Below are 15,160 nucleotides of genomic sequence, written 5' to 3' on the forward strand. Positions count from 1 at the left end.
AACGGAAAGTTCTGCACACCCCGCCCACAGCCTGAAGGCAGTTCTCCCCAGCTGTGTCCCCAGGTTTACCCACGTTTCCCACACCCCAATCCGGCACCTTCGTGTGACGCCTTTCACTCGAGGAGGTGAGCGGGTGGGGCGCGTTGCCGAACAGTGGACAGCCATGTGGAGAAGCCGGGGTTCACTGGGGACAACCGCCGTGGGCCTGTGGGTCGTCAGTGGAAAACTTCATGCACAGCCTGTGGATCTTGCCTTCGTCCACAGTCTGTGGAGATCGTTCGTCCACGATTCCACAGGCGACTGAGCTGGGCGGACGCCGTATGAACGGGCTCCCTGTGGACGCCGTTCGGGACAACTCCACAGTCCCCAGGATGTGGACGGAAGAAACCCAGCGAATCTGTGGAGAGTGGCCGTAACCAGGCGCGGAATCGAACAGTCGGTGACAGCCGTCGTGGCCGCGGACCGAGCACCGCGGGCAGCCCATGACGAAGGGCGCCCCCGGGACACGTGTCCCGAAGGCGCCCTCTGCGCAGGCGTACGACCGGCGTCAGCCGCCGTCAGCCGTTCTTGATCCGGTTCGTCAGCTCGGTCACCTGGTTGTAGATCGACCGGCGCTCGGCCATGAGCGCACGGATCTTGCGGTCGGCGTGCATGACGGTCGTATGGTCGCGCCCGCCGAACTGCGCCCCGATCTTCGGCAGCGACAGGTCCGTCAGCTCCCGGCACAGATACATGGCGATCTGCCGGGCCGTGACCAGCGCGCGGCCGCGCGAGGTGCCGCACAGGTCGTCCACCGTCAGCCCGAAGTAGTCGGCGGTGGCCGCCATGATCGCCGTGGCCGTGATCTCCGGCGCGCTGTCCTCGCCACCGGGGATCAGGTCCTTCAGCACGATCTCGGTCAGGCCGAGGTCGACCGGCTGGCGGTTGAGCGAGGCGAACGCGGTCACCCGGATCAGCGCGCCCTCCAGCTCACGGATGTTCCGCGAGATCCGCGAGGCGATGAACTCCAGTACCTCCGGCGGAGCGTTGAGCTGCTCCTGAACCGCCTTCTTGCGCAGGATCGCGATGCGCGTCTCCAGCTCGGGCGGCTGGACGTCGGTGATCAGACCCCACTCGAAACGGTTCCGCAGGCGGTCCTCCAGGGTGACCAGCTGCTTGGGCGGCCGGTCGCTGGACAGCACGATCTGCTTGTTCGCGTTGTGGAGCGTGTTGAAGGTGTGGAAGAACTCCTCCTGCGTCGACTCCTTGTCCGCGAGGAACTGGATGTCGTCGACGAGCAGGATGTCCATCTCCCGGTAGCGCTTGCGGAAGCTGTCGCCCTTGCCGTCGCGGATGGAGTTGATGAACTCGTTGGTGAACTCCTCCGAGCTCACGTACCGCACGCGCGTGCCCGGGTAGAGGCTGCGCGCGTAGTGCCCGATGGCGTGCAACAGATGCGTCTTGCCGAGCCCCGACTCGCCGTAGATGAAAAGGGGGTTGTAGGCCTTCGCCGGTGCCTCGGCGACGGCGACCGCGGCCGCGTGCGCGAAGCGGTTGGAGGCCCCGATGACGAAGGTGTCGAAGAGGTACTTCGGGTTCAGCCGTGCCGTCGGCTCGCCGGGACCGCTGGCCGGCGCGGGCTGTGCGGCCAGCGGGCCGGGAGCGCCGGTCGAGGGCAGGTCCGGCCGGCCGGGGCCGCCGCGGTGTGCCGGGCCGCCGACCGCCGGCTGCTCGGGCAGCTCACGGCGGACGGGGTCGCGCTGGTCGTACTCGGTGCGGGACGGGTCGTACTCGGAGCGCGCGGAGTCGTAGTCGGCGCGCGGGCCGTCGTACTCGCCGCGCTGCTGCTCGTACGACGGACGGTCCATGCCCTGCGAGCGGTAGTCCGGGGACGGCGAGCCGTAGCTGTCGGGGCCGGAGCCGTAACCCTCGGGTCCGGAGCCGTAGGCGTCCTGGGACGACGGCGACGCGTACGGGTCGCGCTCGGGGAAGCCGAGCCGCGGCTGCTGCCAGCCGTACTCGTCCTGCGTGGGCCGCGGCCAGGTGCCGGGCTCGCGGCGCTGGTACTCGGAGGGGTACGCCGGGCGTACGACGGGGAGCTGGTCCGCGCGGCCGGTGGGCAACTGGTCGGCGCGGTGCTGCTGCTCGACCGGCGGCTGCTCGACAGCGCGGTGGCGGCCGTAGCCCTCGTACGACCGTTCCTCGTACGAACGTTCCTCGTACGACGGGCCGGACGGCAGCTCGGGCTCCTCGTAGCGCGGTTTGGGCGGCTGCGGCACCGGCGCCGCCGGAGCCGGCGGCTCGCCCGCGGAGTCGTCCACGGTGATCGCGATACGGATGGGGCGGCCGCACTCGCGGCTCAGCGTCTCGCTGACGACCGGTGCGAGACGGCCCTCCAGTACGCCCTTCGCGAATTCGTTCGGTACGGCGAGCAGAGCGGTGTCCGCGACCAGCGCGAGCGGCTGGCAGCGGCGGATCCAGTGCTCGTCCTTCGCCTCGACACCCTGTCCGCGGCCCTCACCGAGGAGCTGTTCGAGTACTCGCGGCCACACTGCGGCAAGATCGGCGGGTACGTCAGCCACAGGGCACGCTCTCTCACAGGTCCCACGAACGTGTGATCGCGGGACGGGTCGGGGGGTACTTCGGGTGGTCGGTGGGTCAAACCCGCCGGGGCGGGGGACAAAAGAACGAATCGGAGTTCAGCCACGGTAGTCAGCGCGGCGGGTGCGGTTCAAGTTGTTGTCCCCAGCCTGTGGATAGTGTCTCTCCGCGCCCCCCGGTTTGACCGGATGCCGCAGCCCCGCGTACCGTAACCAGGTCGAGTTGTCGATGGCTGCTGCCGCCTGCCTCCGATGGGCACAGGTCACGTCAGGTGATCGGGAAGCGGTGCACTCGGGCGTGACGCGAGCTACTCGTGGGCGCACGGTGACAGCCAAGACGGCACCCGCCACTACCGATTTCTTTCTGGAGCCCCCGAGTGAGCAAGCGCACCTTCCAGCCGAACAACCGTCGTCGCGCGAAGACCCACGGCTTCCGGCTGCGTATGCGCACCCGTGCCGGCCGCGCGATTCTCGCGTCCCGCCGCAGCAAGGGTCGCGCCCGCCTGTCCGCCTGATCCCGATCAGGTCATGACGTCGTGCTGCCCACCGAGAACCGGCTGAGGCGGCGCGAGGACTTCGCGACCGCGGTCCGACGAGGTCGCCGGGCAGGACGCCCGACCCTCGTCGTCCACCTTCGTAGCGGTGCCACGGACCCGCACGCGCCTGGGGAGAGCGCTCCCCCGACGCGTGCGGGTTTCGTCGTGAGCAAGGCCGTGGGTGGAGCGGTCGTGCGCAACAAAGTGAAGCGCAGACTGCGTCATCTGATGCGTGACCGAGTCGCCCTGTTCCCCCCCGGTAGCCTGGTAGTCGTACGAGCGCTGCCCGGAGCGGGCGACGCAGACCACGCACAGCTGGCCCGAGACCTGGATGCCGCCGTTCAGCGGCTGCTGGGAGGGGGCGCGCGATGAAGTACCCGCTGCTGGCTCTGATCAAGCTGTACCAGTGGACGATCAGTCCACTGCTGGGGCCGGTGTGCAAGTACTACCCGTCGTGCTCCCACTACGGCTACACGGCCATCGACCGGCACGGTGCGATCAAGGGAACGGCGCTCACCGCCTGGCGCATCCTCCGGTGCAATCCGTGGTCGCTGGGTGGTGTGGACCATGTTCCGCCGCGCAAGCGCCCGCGGTGGCACGAAATGCTGCGCAACGCTTGGCGCGCACGCAAGGCGGGGCCCTCCGCCGCCGAACCGGCCACCGAAGCGAAGCCCGAGAGTCCTTCTTCCGAGCTTCCTCCGAGCCCGGCCGCAGAGACCTCGTCCCATGCCCAAGGAGCATGATTAGTGGACACGATTGCCAGCCTCTTCAGCTTCATCACGACACCCGTCTCATGGGTCATCGTCCAGTTCCACAAGATGTACGGCGCCATCTTCGGCCCCGACACCGGGTGGGCCTGGGGCCTGTCGATCGTGTCCCTGGTGATCCTGATCCGTATCTGCCTGATCCCGCTCTTCGTGAAGCAGATCAAGTCGACGCGGGCCATGCAGACGCTCCAGCCGGAGATGAAGAAGATCCAGGAGCGCTACAAGAACGACAAACAGCGTCAGTCCGAAGAGATGATGAAGCTGTACAAGGACGCGGGCACCAACCCGCTCTCCTCGTGCCTTCCCATCCTGGCGCAGTCCCCGTTCTTCTTCGCCCTGTACCACGTGCTCAACGGCATCGCGTCGGGCAAGACCATCGGCGTCATCAACCAGAGCCTCCTGGCGAGCGCCCAGAAGGCCCACATCTTCGGCGCCCCGCTGGCCGCGAAGTTCCTGGACAGCGCCGACACGGTGGCGAAGCTCGGTGCGTCGCTGACCGACGTCCGGGTCGTCACCGCGATCATGATCGTCCTGATGTCGGGGTCGCAGTTCTACACACAGCGCCAGCTGATGACGAAGAACGTCGACACCACGGTGAAGACGCCGTTCATGCAGCAGCAGAAGATGCTGATGTACGTCTTCCCGGTCATGTTCGCCTTCTTCGGTATCCGGTTCCCCGTCGGCGTCCTCATCTACTGGCTGACCACCAACGTGTGGACCATGGGCCAGCAGATGTACGTCATCCACAACAACCCGACCCCGGGTTCTAAGGCCCAGGCCGCCTACCTGGAGCGCCTGACCAAGCACGTCACGCACCACGGCAAGGTCCGCCGGCGCAGCGAGAAGGCCATCGTCAAGGCGATCGTCGCCAAGGGCCGCGACCGCAACGAGTTCGAGCGCAAGTTCGTCAACGCCCTGAACAAGGCCGGGCTCGCCGCCCAGACCGACGGCACCGTGGTGAAGAGCGTGGCCCAGGCCACGGCGCAGACCGCTGACGGTGTGGAGACCACCTCGGAGGCCGGCACCGGCACCGCCGCCCGGCGCCAGCAGCCCAAGCGCCAGTCGAAGGCACAGCGTCAGTCCGGCGGGCCCAAGCAGGCCGGCGGGTCCACCTCGCTGGAGAAGTCCGACGAGCCGCAGGACGCCAAGCCCACCGCTGCCCAGCAGGCCCCGAAGCCCAGCTCCGGCACCCGCAGCAAGGCCCAGTCCGGCCAGCGCAAGGGTGGCCCGCAGCGGCCCAAGTCCCCGTCCAAGAAGTAAGAAGGAGTCCATCCCGTGACGGAAGGCACCACCTCCGCCGCTGCCGAGGGTGCAGACGCCCTGACCCGCCTGGAGCAGGAGGGTGAGATCGCGGCGGACTACCTGGAGGGTCTGCTGGACATCGCCGACCTCGACGGCGACATCGACATGGACGTCGAGGCCGACCGCGCCTCCGTGTCGATCATCAGCGACACCGGCACCCGTGACCTGCAGAAGCTGGTCGGCCGGGACGGCGAGGTACTGGAGGCCCTGCAGGAGCTGACGCGCCTGGCGGTGCACCGGGAGACCGGCGACCGGAGCCGGCTGATGCTGGACGTCGCGGGTTACCGGGCCAAGAAGCGGTCCGAGCTGTCCGAGATCGGCGCCAAGGCCGCTGCCGAGGCAAAGAACACCGGCGAGCCCGTCAAGCTCAAGCCGATGACCCCGTTCGAGCGCAAGGTCGTGCACGACGCGGTCAAGGCCGCGGGGCTGCGCAGCGAGTCCGAGGGCGAGGAGCCGCAGCGGTTCGTCGTCGTGCTGCCCGCCTGATCGGCCCCACGTTTCACCGGCCCCGTCTGTTGAGCAGACGGGGCCGAACTTTGTCAGCCTGGTAGTTCTGGTGGCCGGTGCGTGAAGCGCCGGCGCGGTACGGAAGGACGGTCCCCGTGACGGAGGCAGCGGAGCTTCCCCCCGCGCCCGAGCAGGCGCGGGAAGTGTTTGGTGATCGCTTCGCCGATGCGGTCCGCTACGCGGAGCTGCTTGCCGAGGCGGGCGTGCAGCGCGGCCTGATCGGCCCGCGGGAAGTGCCCCGCCTGTGGGAGCGGCATCTGCTGAACTGCGCGGTGCTCTCCGAGGCCGTCCCCGAGGGAGTGACGGTCTGCGATGTCGGCTCCGGCGCCGGCCTGCCCGGCATCCCGCTGGCCCTGGTCCGGGAAGACCTGAACATCACCCTGCTGGAGCCGCTGCTGCGACGCACCAACTTCCTCACCGAGGTCGTCGAGCTGCTCGGCCTGGACCACGTCACGGTGGTGCGGGGCCGTGCCGAGGAGGTCCTGGGCAAGCTGCCGCCGGTCCATGTGGTGACCGCGCGGGCCGTGGCCCCGCTGGACCGTCTGGCCGCCTGGGGCATCCCGCTGCTGCGCCCCTACGGCGAGATGCTCGCGCTGAAGGGAGACACCGCCGAGGAGGAGCTGAAGGCCGCGGGCACAGCGCTGAGCAAGCTCGGCGCGGTCGAGACGTCGATCCTGCATGTGGGTGAGGGCATCGTGGACCCGATGTCCACGGTGGTGCGGGTCGAGGTCGGGGAGAGCCCGGGCGGTGTGCGGTTCGCGGCGAAGCGGGCGAAGGCGGCGCGAACGGGCCGGACACGTCGCCGTCGCTGATCCGTTCTGGCCAGGAGACGTACTCCACACAAGCTGCCAAACCTACGCAGGACGGAGTGTCGCAAAGGTCCGGTCGGTGTCGCTGTGCATCGTGTTTCACGTGAAACGTCGCTCACTGCTGCACGGGATCATCAGTCGAGGCCGCGCTGCCGCCGAACCTCGCGACCGAAAGCCTCTCGGTTCACTCGGAGGGGCAACGGAGTTGTCCACAGAGGTGGATTTCTCCACAGAACACCAGGCCTCACTGGTTCACGACCCCGAAGACATGGGAGGCTCTGTTCATTGCGAGCCTGAAGTCGAGGAGAGTGAATCCTTGCGGTCCGACGCCAACATCGCGGGACCGATGACCGATCCGGTCCCCGGTCCCCGTACCGAGTCGATGGGGGCGGATGTTTCACGTGAAACACCGCCTCCGATGGACGACACTCCGATCGGTCGTGCGGCCCAACTGGCGGTAGAGGCTCTGGGCCGCGCCGGCGAAGGCCTGCCACGGCCGGAGCAGACCAGAGTCATCGTGGTCGCCAACCAGAAGGGCGGCGTGGGCAAGACGACGACCACCGTCAACCTTGCTGCGTCGCTCGCTCTGCACGGCGGCCGGGTCCTCGTGATCGACCTCGACCCGCAGGGCAACGCGTCCACCGCCCTGGGGATCGACCACCACGCCGAAGTTCCTTCCATCTACGACGTGTTGGTGGAGAGCAAGCCCCTCGCCGAGGTCGTCCAGCCGGTCCCCGACGTGGAAGGTCTCTTCTGTGCCCCCGCCACCATCGATCTCGCCGGTGCGGAGATCGAGCTGGTGTCCCTGGTGGCCCGTGAGAGCCGACTGCAGAGGGCGATCCAGGCGTATGAACAGCCGTTGGACTACATCCTCATCGACTGCCCGCCCTCGCTCGGCCTGTTGACGGTCAACGCGCTGGTGGCGGGCCAGGAGGTCCTGATCCCGATCCAGTGCGAGTACTACGCACTCGAGGGCCTGGGCCAGCTGCTGCGCAACGTCGACTTGGTGCGGGGGCACCTCAACCCCACGCTGCATGTGTCGACCATCCTGCTCACCATGTACGACGGCCGGACGCGTCTCGCCTCCCAGGTCGCGGAAGAGGTGCGCACCCACTTCGGTGACGAGGTGCTGCGGACAAGCATTCCCCGCTCGGTCCGTATCTCCGAGGCGCCGAGTTACGGGCAGACGGTGCTGACCTACGATCCTGGATCGAGCGGTGCCCTCTCGTATCTCGAGGCGGCCCGAGAAATCGCGCTGAAGGGCATCGGCATCAGCTATGACGCGAGCCAGGCCCACAGCGCCGTCCAGAACGACCCAAGCATGGTGGAGGGGATCCAGTGAGTGAGCGACGGAGGGGGCTGGGCCGTGGTCTCGGCGCACTGATCCCCGCTGCCCCGACGGAGAAGAATCCGGCTCCGGCCGCCTTGGGAGGCGGGGCCTCCGCCTCCCCCGCGGCAGTCCCGGTACTGACGACCGACCGCGGGGTCGCCGCGGCGAAGGTGGCCACGCTGCCGCCGGTTTCACATGAAACCGACGAGCCCCCAGCAGGCCCCGCCATGGAGACGCCGGCCCCTCCGATGGGCGCGCACTTCGCCGAGATCCCCCTCGACGCGATCTCACCCAACCCGCGCCAGCCGCGTGATGTCTTCGACGAGGACGCCCTCCAGGAGCTGGTCACCTCCATCAAGGAGGTCGGTCTGCTGCAGCCCGTCGTCGTAAGGCAGCTGGGGCCCGCCCGCTATGAACTGATCATGGGCGAGCGTCGTTGGCGGGCCTGCCGCGAGGCCGGCCTGGAGGCCATCCCGGCGATCGTCCGGGCCACGGAGGACGAGAAGCTCCTTCTGGACGCGCTGCTGGAGAACCTGCACCGCGCACAGCTGAACCCGCTGGAAGAGGCGGCCGCCTACGACCAGCTGCTGAAGGACTTCAACTGCACGCATGATCAGCTGGCCGACCGGATCGGGCGCTCCCGGCCCCAGGTCTCCAACACGCTGCGGCTGCTGAAGCTCTCGCCGGCTGTGCAGAAGCGGGTGGCTGCCGGTGTCCTCTCTGCCGGGCACGCCCGGGCACTGTTGTCCATCGAGGACTCCGAGGAGCAGGACCGGCTGGCTCACCGCATCGTGGCCGAGGGGCTGTCGGTGCGAGCCGTCGAGGAGATCGTGACCCTCATGGGCTCGCGGCCGCAGAAGCCCCAGCGTCCCAAGGGGCCGCGTGCCGGCTCCCGGCTGTCCCCGGCCCTGAACGAGCTGGCGACCCGCCTGTCGGACCGCTTCGAGACACGGGTGAAGGTCGACCTCGGTCAGAAGAAGGGCAAGATCACCGTCGAGTTCGCCTCGGTCGACGATCTTCAGCGGATTCTGAGCACGCTCGCTCCCGGCGAGGGGCCGGTACTGCCGCAGGAGCTGCAGAACACGGACGAGCAGGACGACTGACCCTGGTCCGACCCACTCGGCCGTATAGAGAGCGGGCTGTGTCCGGTGTGTACCGGAACACCGCCCGCTCTTTGCTTTGAGGCGGTATCGAACGAATCGCATCGTGGATACGATGCGAAAGGGTATGGCACATCCACCGGACAGCATCTGCATCTCTGAGTGGGGAGACGGGGGCCATGCGATCGATGAGCCGCACCGGACTGGTGAGCGCCGGCCTGAGCCTTGGAGCGGTCGGCGGATTCGTCGGCAGCCTGCTCAGGGAGCGGAGCGCTCTGGCAGCCGCGCGTGATGCGGCGAGCGAGGAAAGCGAGGAACAGCCTTCATGGGGCGTCGGCTCGTGCCGCTCACGCTGGACAACCTTCAGGACCTTCCCCAACGCTGTCGGTCGTGTGTCTTCTGGGAACTGGATCCCGTCAGCGGCGAAGCGGCGGTGAGGGCCGGTACCTCGGCCCTGGAGAAGGAAGCCTGGATCTCCGCTGTCCTGCTGGACTGGGGATCATGCGGCCGGGTGGCCTACGTCGATGACGTGCCGGTGGGTTTCGTTCTCTACGCCCCTCCGGCCTATGTCCCGCGCTCGACGGCTTTCCCCACAAGCCCTGTCTCGCCGGATGCCGTGCAGTTGATGACGGCGTTCATCATGCCCGGATATCAGGGGCAAGGGCTGGGGCGAGTGCTCGTGCAGACGGTCGCCAAGGATCTCCTGCGTCGAGGCTTCAGGGCGATCGAGGCCTTCGGAGACGCTCGCTGGAAGGAGCCCGCCTGCCTGCTGCCGGCGGATCATCTTCTGGCCGTCGGTTTCAAAACGGTCCGGCAGCACCCCACGCATCCCCGCTTGCGGCTGGAGCTGCGGTCGACGCTCTCCTGGAAGGAAGACGTGGAGATGGCACTCGACCGGCTTCTCGGAGCGGTCCAGAAGGAACCGGCGTTGAGGCCGCTGTAGCGTCAGCGAAGTGCCAGAGACGGAATGGGCCAACCCCGCGGGGTTGGCCCATTCGTGTTTCACGTGAAACATGAACCGTCACTCGGACGGCCCCGTTCTCCGCCTTACTCGGCGATGAACTCCTCGAGGTCGCGAACGATCGCGGCCTTCGGCTTGGCACCGACGATGGTCTTGGCGACCTCGCCACCCTGGTAGACGTTCAGGGTCGGGATCGACATGACGCCGTACTTGGCAGCCGTACCCGGGTTCTCGTCGATGTTCAGCTTGACGACCTCGATCTTGTCGCCGTACTCGGCAGCGATCGCCTCGAGGGACGGGGCGATCTGGCGGCAGGGACCGCACCAGGCAGCCCAGAAGTCCACAAGAACGGGCTTGTCGCTCTTGAGGACCTCCTGCTCGAAGGAGTCGTCGGTCACGTTCTTCAGGTCGGCCACAGCGGGCTCCTTAACTTGATCGCGCGGGGGCGGGGAGGGGGGAGGTCAGACGACGGCGGTCTTCTCGGGCTCAGCCTTGTCCTCGTCCGCGAGGGCGGAGAGGAAGCGCTCGGCGTCCAGGGCGGCGGAGCAGCCGGTGCCGGCTGCGGTGATCGCCTGCCGGTAGGTGTGGTCCACCACGTCACCGGCGGCGAAGACACCGGTCACATTGGTGCGGGTGGACGGGGAGGCGACCTTCAGGTAGCCCTCCTCGTCCAGGTCCAGCTGGCCCTTGAACAGCTCGGTGCGCGGGTCGTGGCCGATCGCGATGAACAGACCGGTCACGGGCAGCTCGGACAGTTCGCCGGTCTTGACATTGCGCAGCTTCAGACCGGAGAGCTTCTGCTCGCCCTGGATCTCGGCGACCTCGCTGTCCCACACAAACTTGATCTTCGGGTCACCGAAGGCGCGCTCCTGCATCGCCTTGGAGGCGCGCAGCGTGTCCCGGCGGTGGACGATCGTCACGGACTTGGCGAACCGCGAGAGGAAGGTGGCCTCCTCCATCGCGGTGTCACCGCCGCCGATCACGGCGATGTCCTGGTCCTTGAAGAAGAAGCCGTCGCAGGTGGCGCACCATGAGACACCGCGGCCGGACAGGGCGTCCTCGTTCGGCAGGCCCAGCTTGCGGTGCTGCGAACCGGTGGTGACGATGACAGCCTTCGCCTGGTGGACCGTGCCTGCCGTGTCCGTGACGGTCTTGATCTCACCGCTGAGGTCGACGGAGACGACGTCGTCCGGGACGAGCTCGGCGCCGAAGCGTTCGGCCTGCGCCCGCATGTTGTCCATCAGTTCGGGGCCCATGATGCCGTCGCGGAAGCCCGGGAAGTTCTCGACCTCGGTGGTGTTCATCAGCGCGCCACCGGCGGTGACGGCGCCCTCGAACACCAGGGGCTTCAGCGACGCGCGCGCGGTGTAGAGCGCCGCCGTGTAGCCTGCGGGCCCGGAGCCGATGATGATCACGTTACGGACGTCGCTCACGGCTTGTTTCCTCGTCTCTGGTCTGCGTCAGTCGACCGGTGGGAGACCCTTTCGGGACTCTCACACCACCCAACGGATCCTACGGGGCGCGCATTCCCGGTGTGTCGGGGCGCACGCATACGGCGGGCCGCAGACAGCAAGACCACCTTCAGAGCGGCGTCTGCGGCTCCTGCGCCGCGGGGGAGCGGGGTCGCTGCCGCCAAGATCTGCCACCTTCTGATCTTGCGGCGTCTGATCTCGCGGCGTCGTTGAGGTGGCCTGCTGAACATTCATGCAAGTGGGTGACGTGGAAGGCCACGAGTTCGGTGCTCGTGGCCTTCCCTTCACCACAGCCTCGGCCGAGTCGTTTCAGGGCGTGGGGTAGGACTCTTTGAAGAGGACGGTGCCCGAAGCCGTGGGCGGTTGACGCATGCAGGCCGCGTCGACGATATAAGCCGTGACCCGGGCACTGTCATGGGTATCGGGCACGACGAGGAGGTAGGCGCTCTTCCCGGCGTAGGTGCCCACCTTCGAGGCCAGCGCGTGGTCACCCCGGAGGATGGCCCGCTGGATACAGCCCGGTACCGGGACCTCGGTCTGAAGCAGGGTGTGGGCGCTCTCTGTGCCCCCTGGCGTGCCCTGTCCGGAGTCGGTGCCGGAGCGCGGCCGCTGACCGGTGGTTCCGTGTGCGGTGTTCTTGTCCGAGGCCAACAGGTCCCGCACCTGGTTCTGCACACTGACACCGGAGAAGGCGCTGCTGGACGGACTCGGCTTGCCGTGAGCCGTCGTCGATGACGTCCCGTTGCCGAACACCTGGACCACCAGGGCCCCGGCTCCCAGCACGGCCGCGGTCAGAACACCCCCGAGAACGACGGCCCGGCGGCGGCTGCGGCCGGTCTTCTTCCGCCCTGGTCCGGTTGCCCCCTGCGGGCGCCCGGCAGGGCGAGAGGCCGTAACCGGTGTTTCACGTGAAACATGGTCGGCGATGTCCTCCCCGGAGGGGCTGTTGTCCTCCCCGGAGGCGCTGAGGAGTGCCTCGGCGGCGAGTGCCGCGTCGATACGGTCGGCCACGTCGGCCGGCATGCGCACAGTCTCCGATACGGACCCCAGCAGCCCCCGGATCTCCTCCAGTGAGGCATGGACGTCCGCGCATGGCTCGCACGAGTCGAGGTGGTGACGTATGGCGCTGCTGCGGTCCGGAGGGAGAAGGCCTTCGGTGAGGTCGGAGATCTCCGCGACGTCCGGGTGCCCGGCCGTGTCTGTCGTGGAAGTCACGCTCGCCCACCTCCGCCCTTCACTGCGGCTGAATCGCTCGGTCCGGCGTTCTTGAGGCCTTCGCTCGGAGACCCCGTTGCAGGTGGGACGGATGTCCCCTCCACCCGGTTCCGTCCCGTGCCGGGTTCTTTCCCGCTTCCGGAACCTTCGGGCCGTAGATGAGCCAGCAGAGGAAGCAGCCGGGCCCTGCCCCGGGCGCACCGGCTCTTCACCGTGCCCGTCGGTACATCGAGGATCCGGGCGGCCTCGGCCACGGGGTAGCCCTGCATGTCCACGAGGACCAGGGCGGCCCGCTGGTCGTGCGGGAGGGTACCGAGCGCTTCGAGGAGCTGGCGGTGCACGTCGTTGCGCTCGGCCGGTGCCGAAGCCGACTCGTGCGGCTCCAGCAGCTGTTCCAGCCGCTCGGTGTCGTCGACCGGCGAGGTCTTCCGTGAGGCGACCTTGCGGGCACGGTCCAGGCAGGCGTTCACCGTGATCCGGTGCAGCCATGTGGTGACGGCCGACTGGCCCCGGAAGGTGTGGGCGGCCCGGTAGGCCGACACCAGGGCGTCCTGGACCGCGTCGGCGGCCTCCTCACGGTCCCCCAGCGTCCGCAGCGCGACCGCCCAGAGCCGATCCCGATGCCGCCGGACGATCTCGCCGAAGGCATGGGAGTCGCCTTTTACATGGCGGGCGAGCAGATCCTTGTCGCTCACTCCGTCGTATCCGGCGTCCTCCGCCATCTGCCCCCTCCGGTCCGGGTGCGACGTCAGCCTGTGAACTTCACTTCGCCGATGGCCTGCTTCCAGCCGGCCGTGGAGTACAGGGTGGAGTCGTACCCCGAGTTCGGCACGGCCGTCAGCCAGACGAGGACGTACTGCGTCTTGACCGACTTGGTGACCTTCACCGTGGCGGCGGTGCCTGTGGTCGTGACGCTGCCGATATTCGTCATGGAGCCCAGCGACGCCGGCGTCAGCGAATCCGCAGCGTACAGCTCGACCGTCGTGTGGTTGCCGCCGTAGCGCATCTCGAGGGTGGCGGTGCTGAGGTTCTTCGCCGAGCCGAGGTCGTACACGATGCCGACACCCGGCTTGTACGGCGCGATCGACGGACCCTCGAGGAAGCTCTTGGTCTTCCAGTACGTCGACGGGTTGCCGTCGTAGGTCTTGGGTTCGGCACCGGAGTTCTGGGTGGGGCCGTCGGCGGTGAACTCCCGGGCGTTCTGGATCTTTATTGGCTGTGGCTTCGGCTTTGCCGCGCCTTTGTCGCCGTCACCCGTGGTCTGGCTCTTGTTGGTGTCGCCGGACTTGCCGCCCCGGTCCATCAAGGCGTCCGCCAACTGCCAGCTGCCCAGGCCGAGGGCGGCGATGAGGAGCGCGGACACCGCCCACTTCAGCGCCTTGCCGGTACGGCTCTGCAACGGGGGCGGCGGACTGGTGATCGGCTGGGTGGCTCCGGGGTGCGGCGCAGGGCGGCCGTACGTCCCCTGCTGGTAGGTCGTGCGCTGGTACTCCGGCGGGGCCGTGAACGCCGGCTCCGGCGGGCGGATGCGCGGCATCTCGCCGATCGCCTTCACCAGCTCTTCCGGCGTGGTGCACGGGGCCTCGTGACGGGAAGCGGTGGCACCGTCGTTCGCGAGCGCACGCATGGCCAGTTCGGACAGGCCCCGGTGCACACCGGCCCGCACCTGGTCCGGTGCGATCAGGCCGACGCCCTTGGGAAGCCCGGACAGGCCGTACGCGTCGCTCTCGTACGGCCAGCGCTGGGTCAGCGCCGCGTACAGCAGGGCGCCGATGGCCTCGGTGTCGGTGCGCTGCGGGGTGTCGGAGCTGATGCCGCGCAGCGCGGCGTTCACGGCGAGGCCCCGGATGCGCCACTGGCCGGTCGAGGCGCGCAGGACGGCGTTGGGGTTGAGCCGGAGATGGGCGAGGCCCTCGCGGTGCGCGGCCGCCATGGCGGACGCGACCTGACTGACCATCTGGTAGGCGTCGTGCGGTTCCAGCGGGCCGTTGGCGAGGAGTGTGGTCAGCTCGGTGGCGTCGGGCAGCCACTCGTGCACGACGTAGACGAGGTCGTTCTCCTCTACGGCGTCGAGGACCTGGACGAAACGGGGGTCGCCGAGCAGCGCGGAGGAACGGGCGGCGGCAAGCACGGAACGGGCTCGTACGTGCTCCGCGGGAAGGATGTGGACGCCGACCGCGCGGCGCAGTTTCTCGTCGACCGCACGCCAGCTGCTGAATCCGTCCAGACGGGTGACGCACTCCTCCAGGCGGTAGCGTCTGGCGAGCTTGTGACCGCTGTGCAGTTCGGGAGGCGAGGCCTTCTGCCCGGAACCTTCCGTACCGTTCCCCTGTGTCTGGTCGCTGTCCGTGTCCCGCTCCGGGTTCTTGGCCACCCCGTCGGCCGTGGACTGGTCCGCCTTGGCGGTCAGCGGTTGCTCACCGCTGTTGTCTGCCACGTCGACGGCAGCCGTGCTCCGTTCCGCCACCGTCGTCCCTGCCTCCCCATCCGTTGCACGCTGTCCGACGCCGAAACCAATTGTGCCCACAGTCCGCCGCTATGCACGACACACGGCGGCGGACGATGGTTGTGCGCCTACCCCC

Annotated in this window: 15 protein-coding genes; 9 read left to right on the forward strand and 6 right to left on the reverse strand. The window is 68.3% G+C overall.

The features are described 5' to 3' along the window. Positions 1–557 precede the first annotated feature (557 nt). Positions 558–2,561: a chromosomal replication initiator protein DnaA gene (gene dnaA / locus FB563_RS14260; protein WP_079048888.1), complete on the reverse strand. Its 2,004-nt coding sequence runs from the start codon at positions 2,559–2,561 to the stop codon at positions 558–560. 395 nt (positions 2,562–2,956) lie between these two features. On the opposite strand from dnaA, the gene rpmH reads away from it, so the two are divergent. The 9 genes from rpmH (at position 2,957) to FB563_RS14305 (ending at position 9,873) form a co-directional block, all read left to right on the forward strand. Next, positions 2,957–3,094, forward strand: coding sequence for a 50S ribosomal protein L34 (gene rpmH, locus FB563_RS14265; RefSeq protein WP_003956500.1), 138 nt, complete (start codon positions 2,957–2,959; stop codon positions 3,092–3,094). Positions 3,095–3,115: 21 nt separating this feature from the next. Beyond that, complete coding sequence (gene rnpA, locus FB563_RS14270) at positions 3,116–3,487, forward strand: ribonuclease P protein component (protein WP_079048889.1); 372 nt, start codon at positions 3,116–3,118, stop codon at positions 3,485–3,487. Then, the gene (yidD, locus tag FB563_RS14275; RefSeq protein ID WP_055707457.1) at positions 3,484–3,858 is read left to right on the forward strand and encodes a membrane protein insertion efficiency factor YidD; all 375 of its coding nucleotides are present in this window, start codon (positions 3,484–3,486) and stop codon (positions 3,856–3,858) included. Before rnpA ends, yidD begins: the two co-directional genes overlap by 4 nt. 3 nt (positions 3,859–3,861) lie before the next feature. After that, positions 3,862–5,142, forward strand: a complete 1,281-nt coding sequence (yidC, locus tag FB563_RS14280; RefSeq protein ID WP_055707458.1) for a membrane protein insertase YidC — start codon at positions 3,862–3,864, stop codon at positions 5,140–5,142. A gap of 15 nt (positions 5,143–5,157) precedes the next feature. Further along, entirely contained in the window at positions 5,158–5,670 is a 513-nt protein-coding gene (locus FB563_RS14285) for a Jag family protein (RefSeq protein WP_055707459.1), read from the forward strand. Positions 5,671–5,786: 116 nt separating this feature from the next. Next, positions 5,787–6,503 carry a 16S rRNA (guanine(527)-N(7))-methyltransferase RsmG gene (rsmG, locus tag FB563_RS14290; protein ID WP_055707460.1) on the forward strand — a complete coding sequence of 239 codons (717 nt, stop codon included), beginning with the start codon at positions 5,787–5,789 and terminating at the stop codon, positions 6,501–6,503. A 265-nt stretch (positions 6,504–6,768) separates the two neighbouring features. Then, on the forward strand, positions 6,769–7,842 hold the full coding sequence (locus tag FB563_RS14295) for a ParA family protein (protein ID WP_079048890.1): 1,074 nt from the start codon (positions 6,769–6,771) through the stop codon (positions 7,840–7,842). Next, positions 7,839–8,933 (forward strand): ParB/RepB/Spo0J family partition protein, encoded by a 1,095-nt coding sequence (locus FB563_RS14300; protein ID WP_055707462.1) that lies wholly within the window; start codon positions 7,839–7,841, stop codon positions 8,931–8,933. The genes FB563_RS14295 and FB563_RS14300 overlap by 4 nt, the downstream gene beginning before the upstream one ends. A gap of 322 nt (positions 8,934–9,255) precedes the next feature. Next, complete coding sequence (locus FB563_RS14305) at positions 9,256–9,873, forward strand: GNAT family N-acetyltransferase (protein ID WP_055707463.1); 618 nt, start codon at positions 9,256–9,258, stop codon at positions 9,871–9,873. Between the two features lie 104 nt (positions 9,874–9,977). On the opposite strand, the gene trxA is transcribed toward FB563_RS14305, so the two are convergent. From trxA to FB563_RS14330, 5 genes are all read right to left on the reverse strand, one after another. After that, on the reverse strand, positions 9,978–10,307 hold the full coding sequence (trxA, locus tag FB563_RS14310) for a thioredoxin (protein ID WP_055707464.1): 330 nt from the start codon (positions 10,305–10,307) through the stop codon (positions 9,978–9,980). 45 nt (positions 10,308–10,352) lie between these two features. Further along, a complete protein-coding gene (trxB, locus tag FB563_RS14315; protein WP_055707465.1) occupies positions 10,353–11,324 on the reverse strand; it encodes a thioredoxin-disulfide reductase in 972 nt (323 codons plus the stop codon). A gap of 348 nt (positions 11,325–11,672) precedes the next feature. Further along, positions 11,673–12,578: a zf-HC2 domain-containing protein gene (locus FB563_RS14320; RefSeq protein ID WP_055707466.1), complete on the reverse strand. Its 906-nt coding sequence runs from the start codon at positions 12,576–12,578 to the stop codon at positions 11,673–11,675. After that, entirely contained in the window at positions 12,575–13,300 is a 726-nt protein-coding gene (gene sigM, locus FB563_RS14325) for an RNA polymerase sigma factor SigM (protein ID WP_055707467.1), read from the reverse strand. The genes FB563_RS14320 and sigM overlap by 4 nt, the downstream gene beginning before the upstream one ends. Positions 13,301–13,326: 26 nt before the next feature. Then, positions 13,327–15,045 (reverse strand): protein kinase family protein, encoded by a 1,719-nt coding sequence (locus FB563_RS14330; protein ID WP_055707468.1) that lies wholly within the window; start codon positions 15,043–15,045, stop codon positions 13,327–13,329. Between the last annotated feature and the right edge of the window lie 115 nt (positions 15,046–15,160).

The sequence above is a fragment of the Streptomyces puniciscabiei genome (assembly GCF_006715785.1).
Taxonomy (GTDB): domain Bacteria; phylum Actinomycetota; class Actinomycetes; order Streptomycetales; family Streptomycetaceae; genus Streptomyces; species Streptomyces puniciscabiei.

Bases quoted from the DNA above. Each gene is read 5' to 3' on its own strand.
- yidD (WP_055707457.1), top strand. From the start codon at position 3,484: ATGAAGTACCCGCTGCTGGCTCTGATCAAGCTGTACCAGTGGACGATC.
- FB563_RS14295 (WP_079048890.1), top strand. From the start codon at position 6,769: ATGGGAGGCTCTGTTCATTGCGAGCCTGAAGTCGAGGAGAGTGAATCC.
- FB563_RS14305 (WP_055707463.1), top strand. From the start codon at position 9,256: ATGGGGCGTCGGCTCGTGCCGCTCACGCTGGACAACCTTCAGGACCTT.
- sigM (WP_055707467.1), bottom strand. From the start codon at position 13,300: ATGGCGGAGGACGCCGGATACGACGGAGTGAGCGACAAGGATCTGCTC.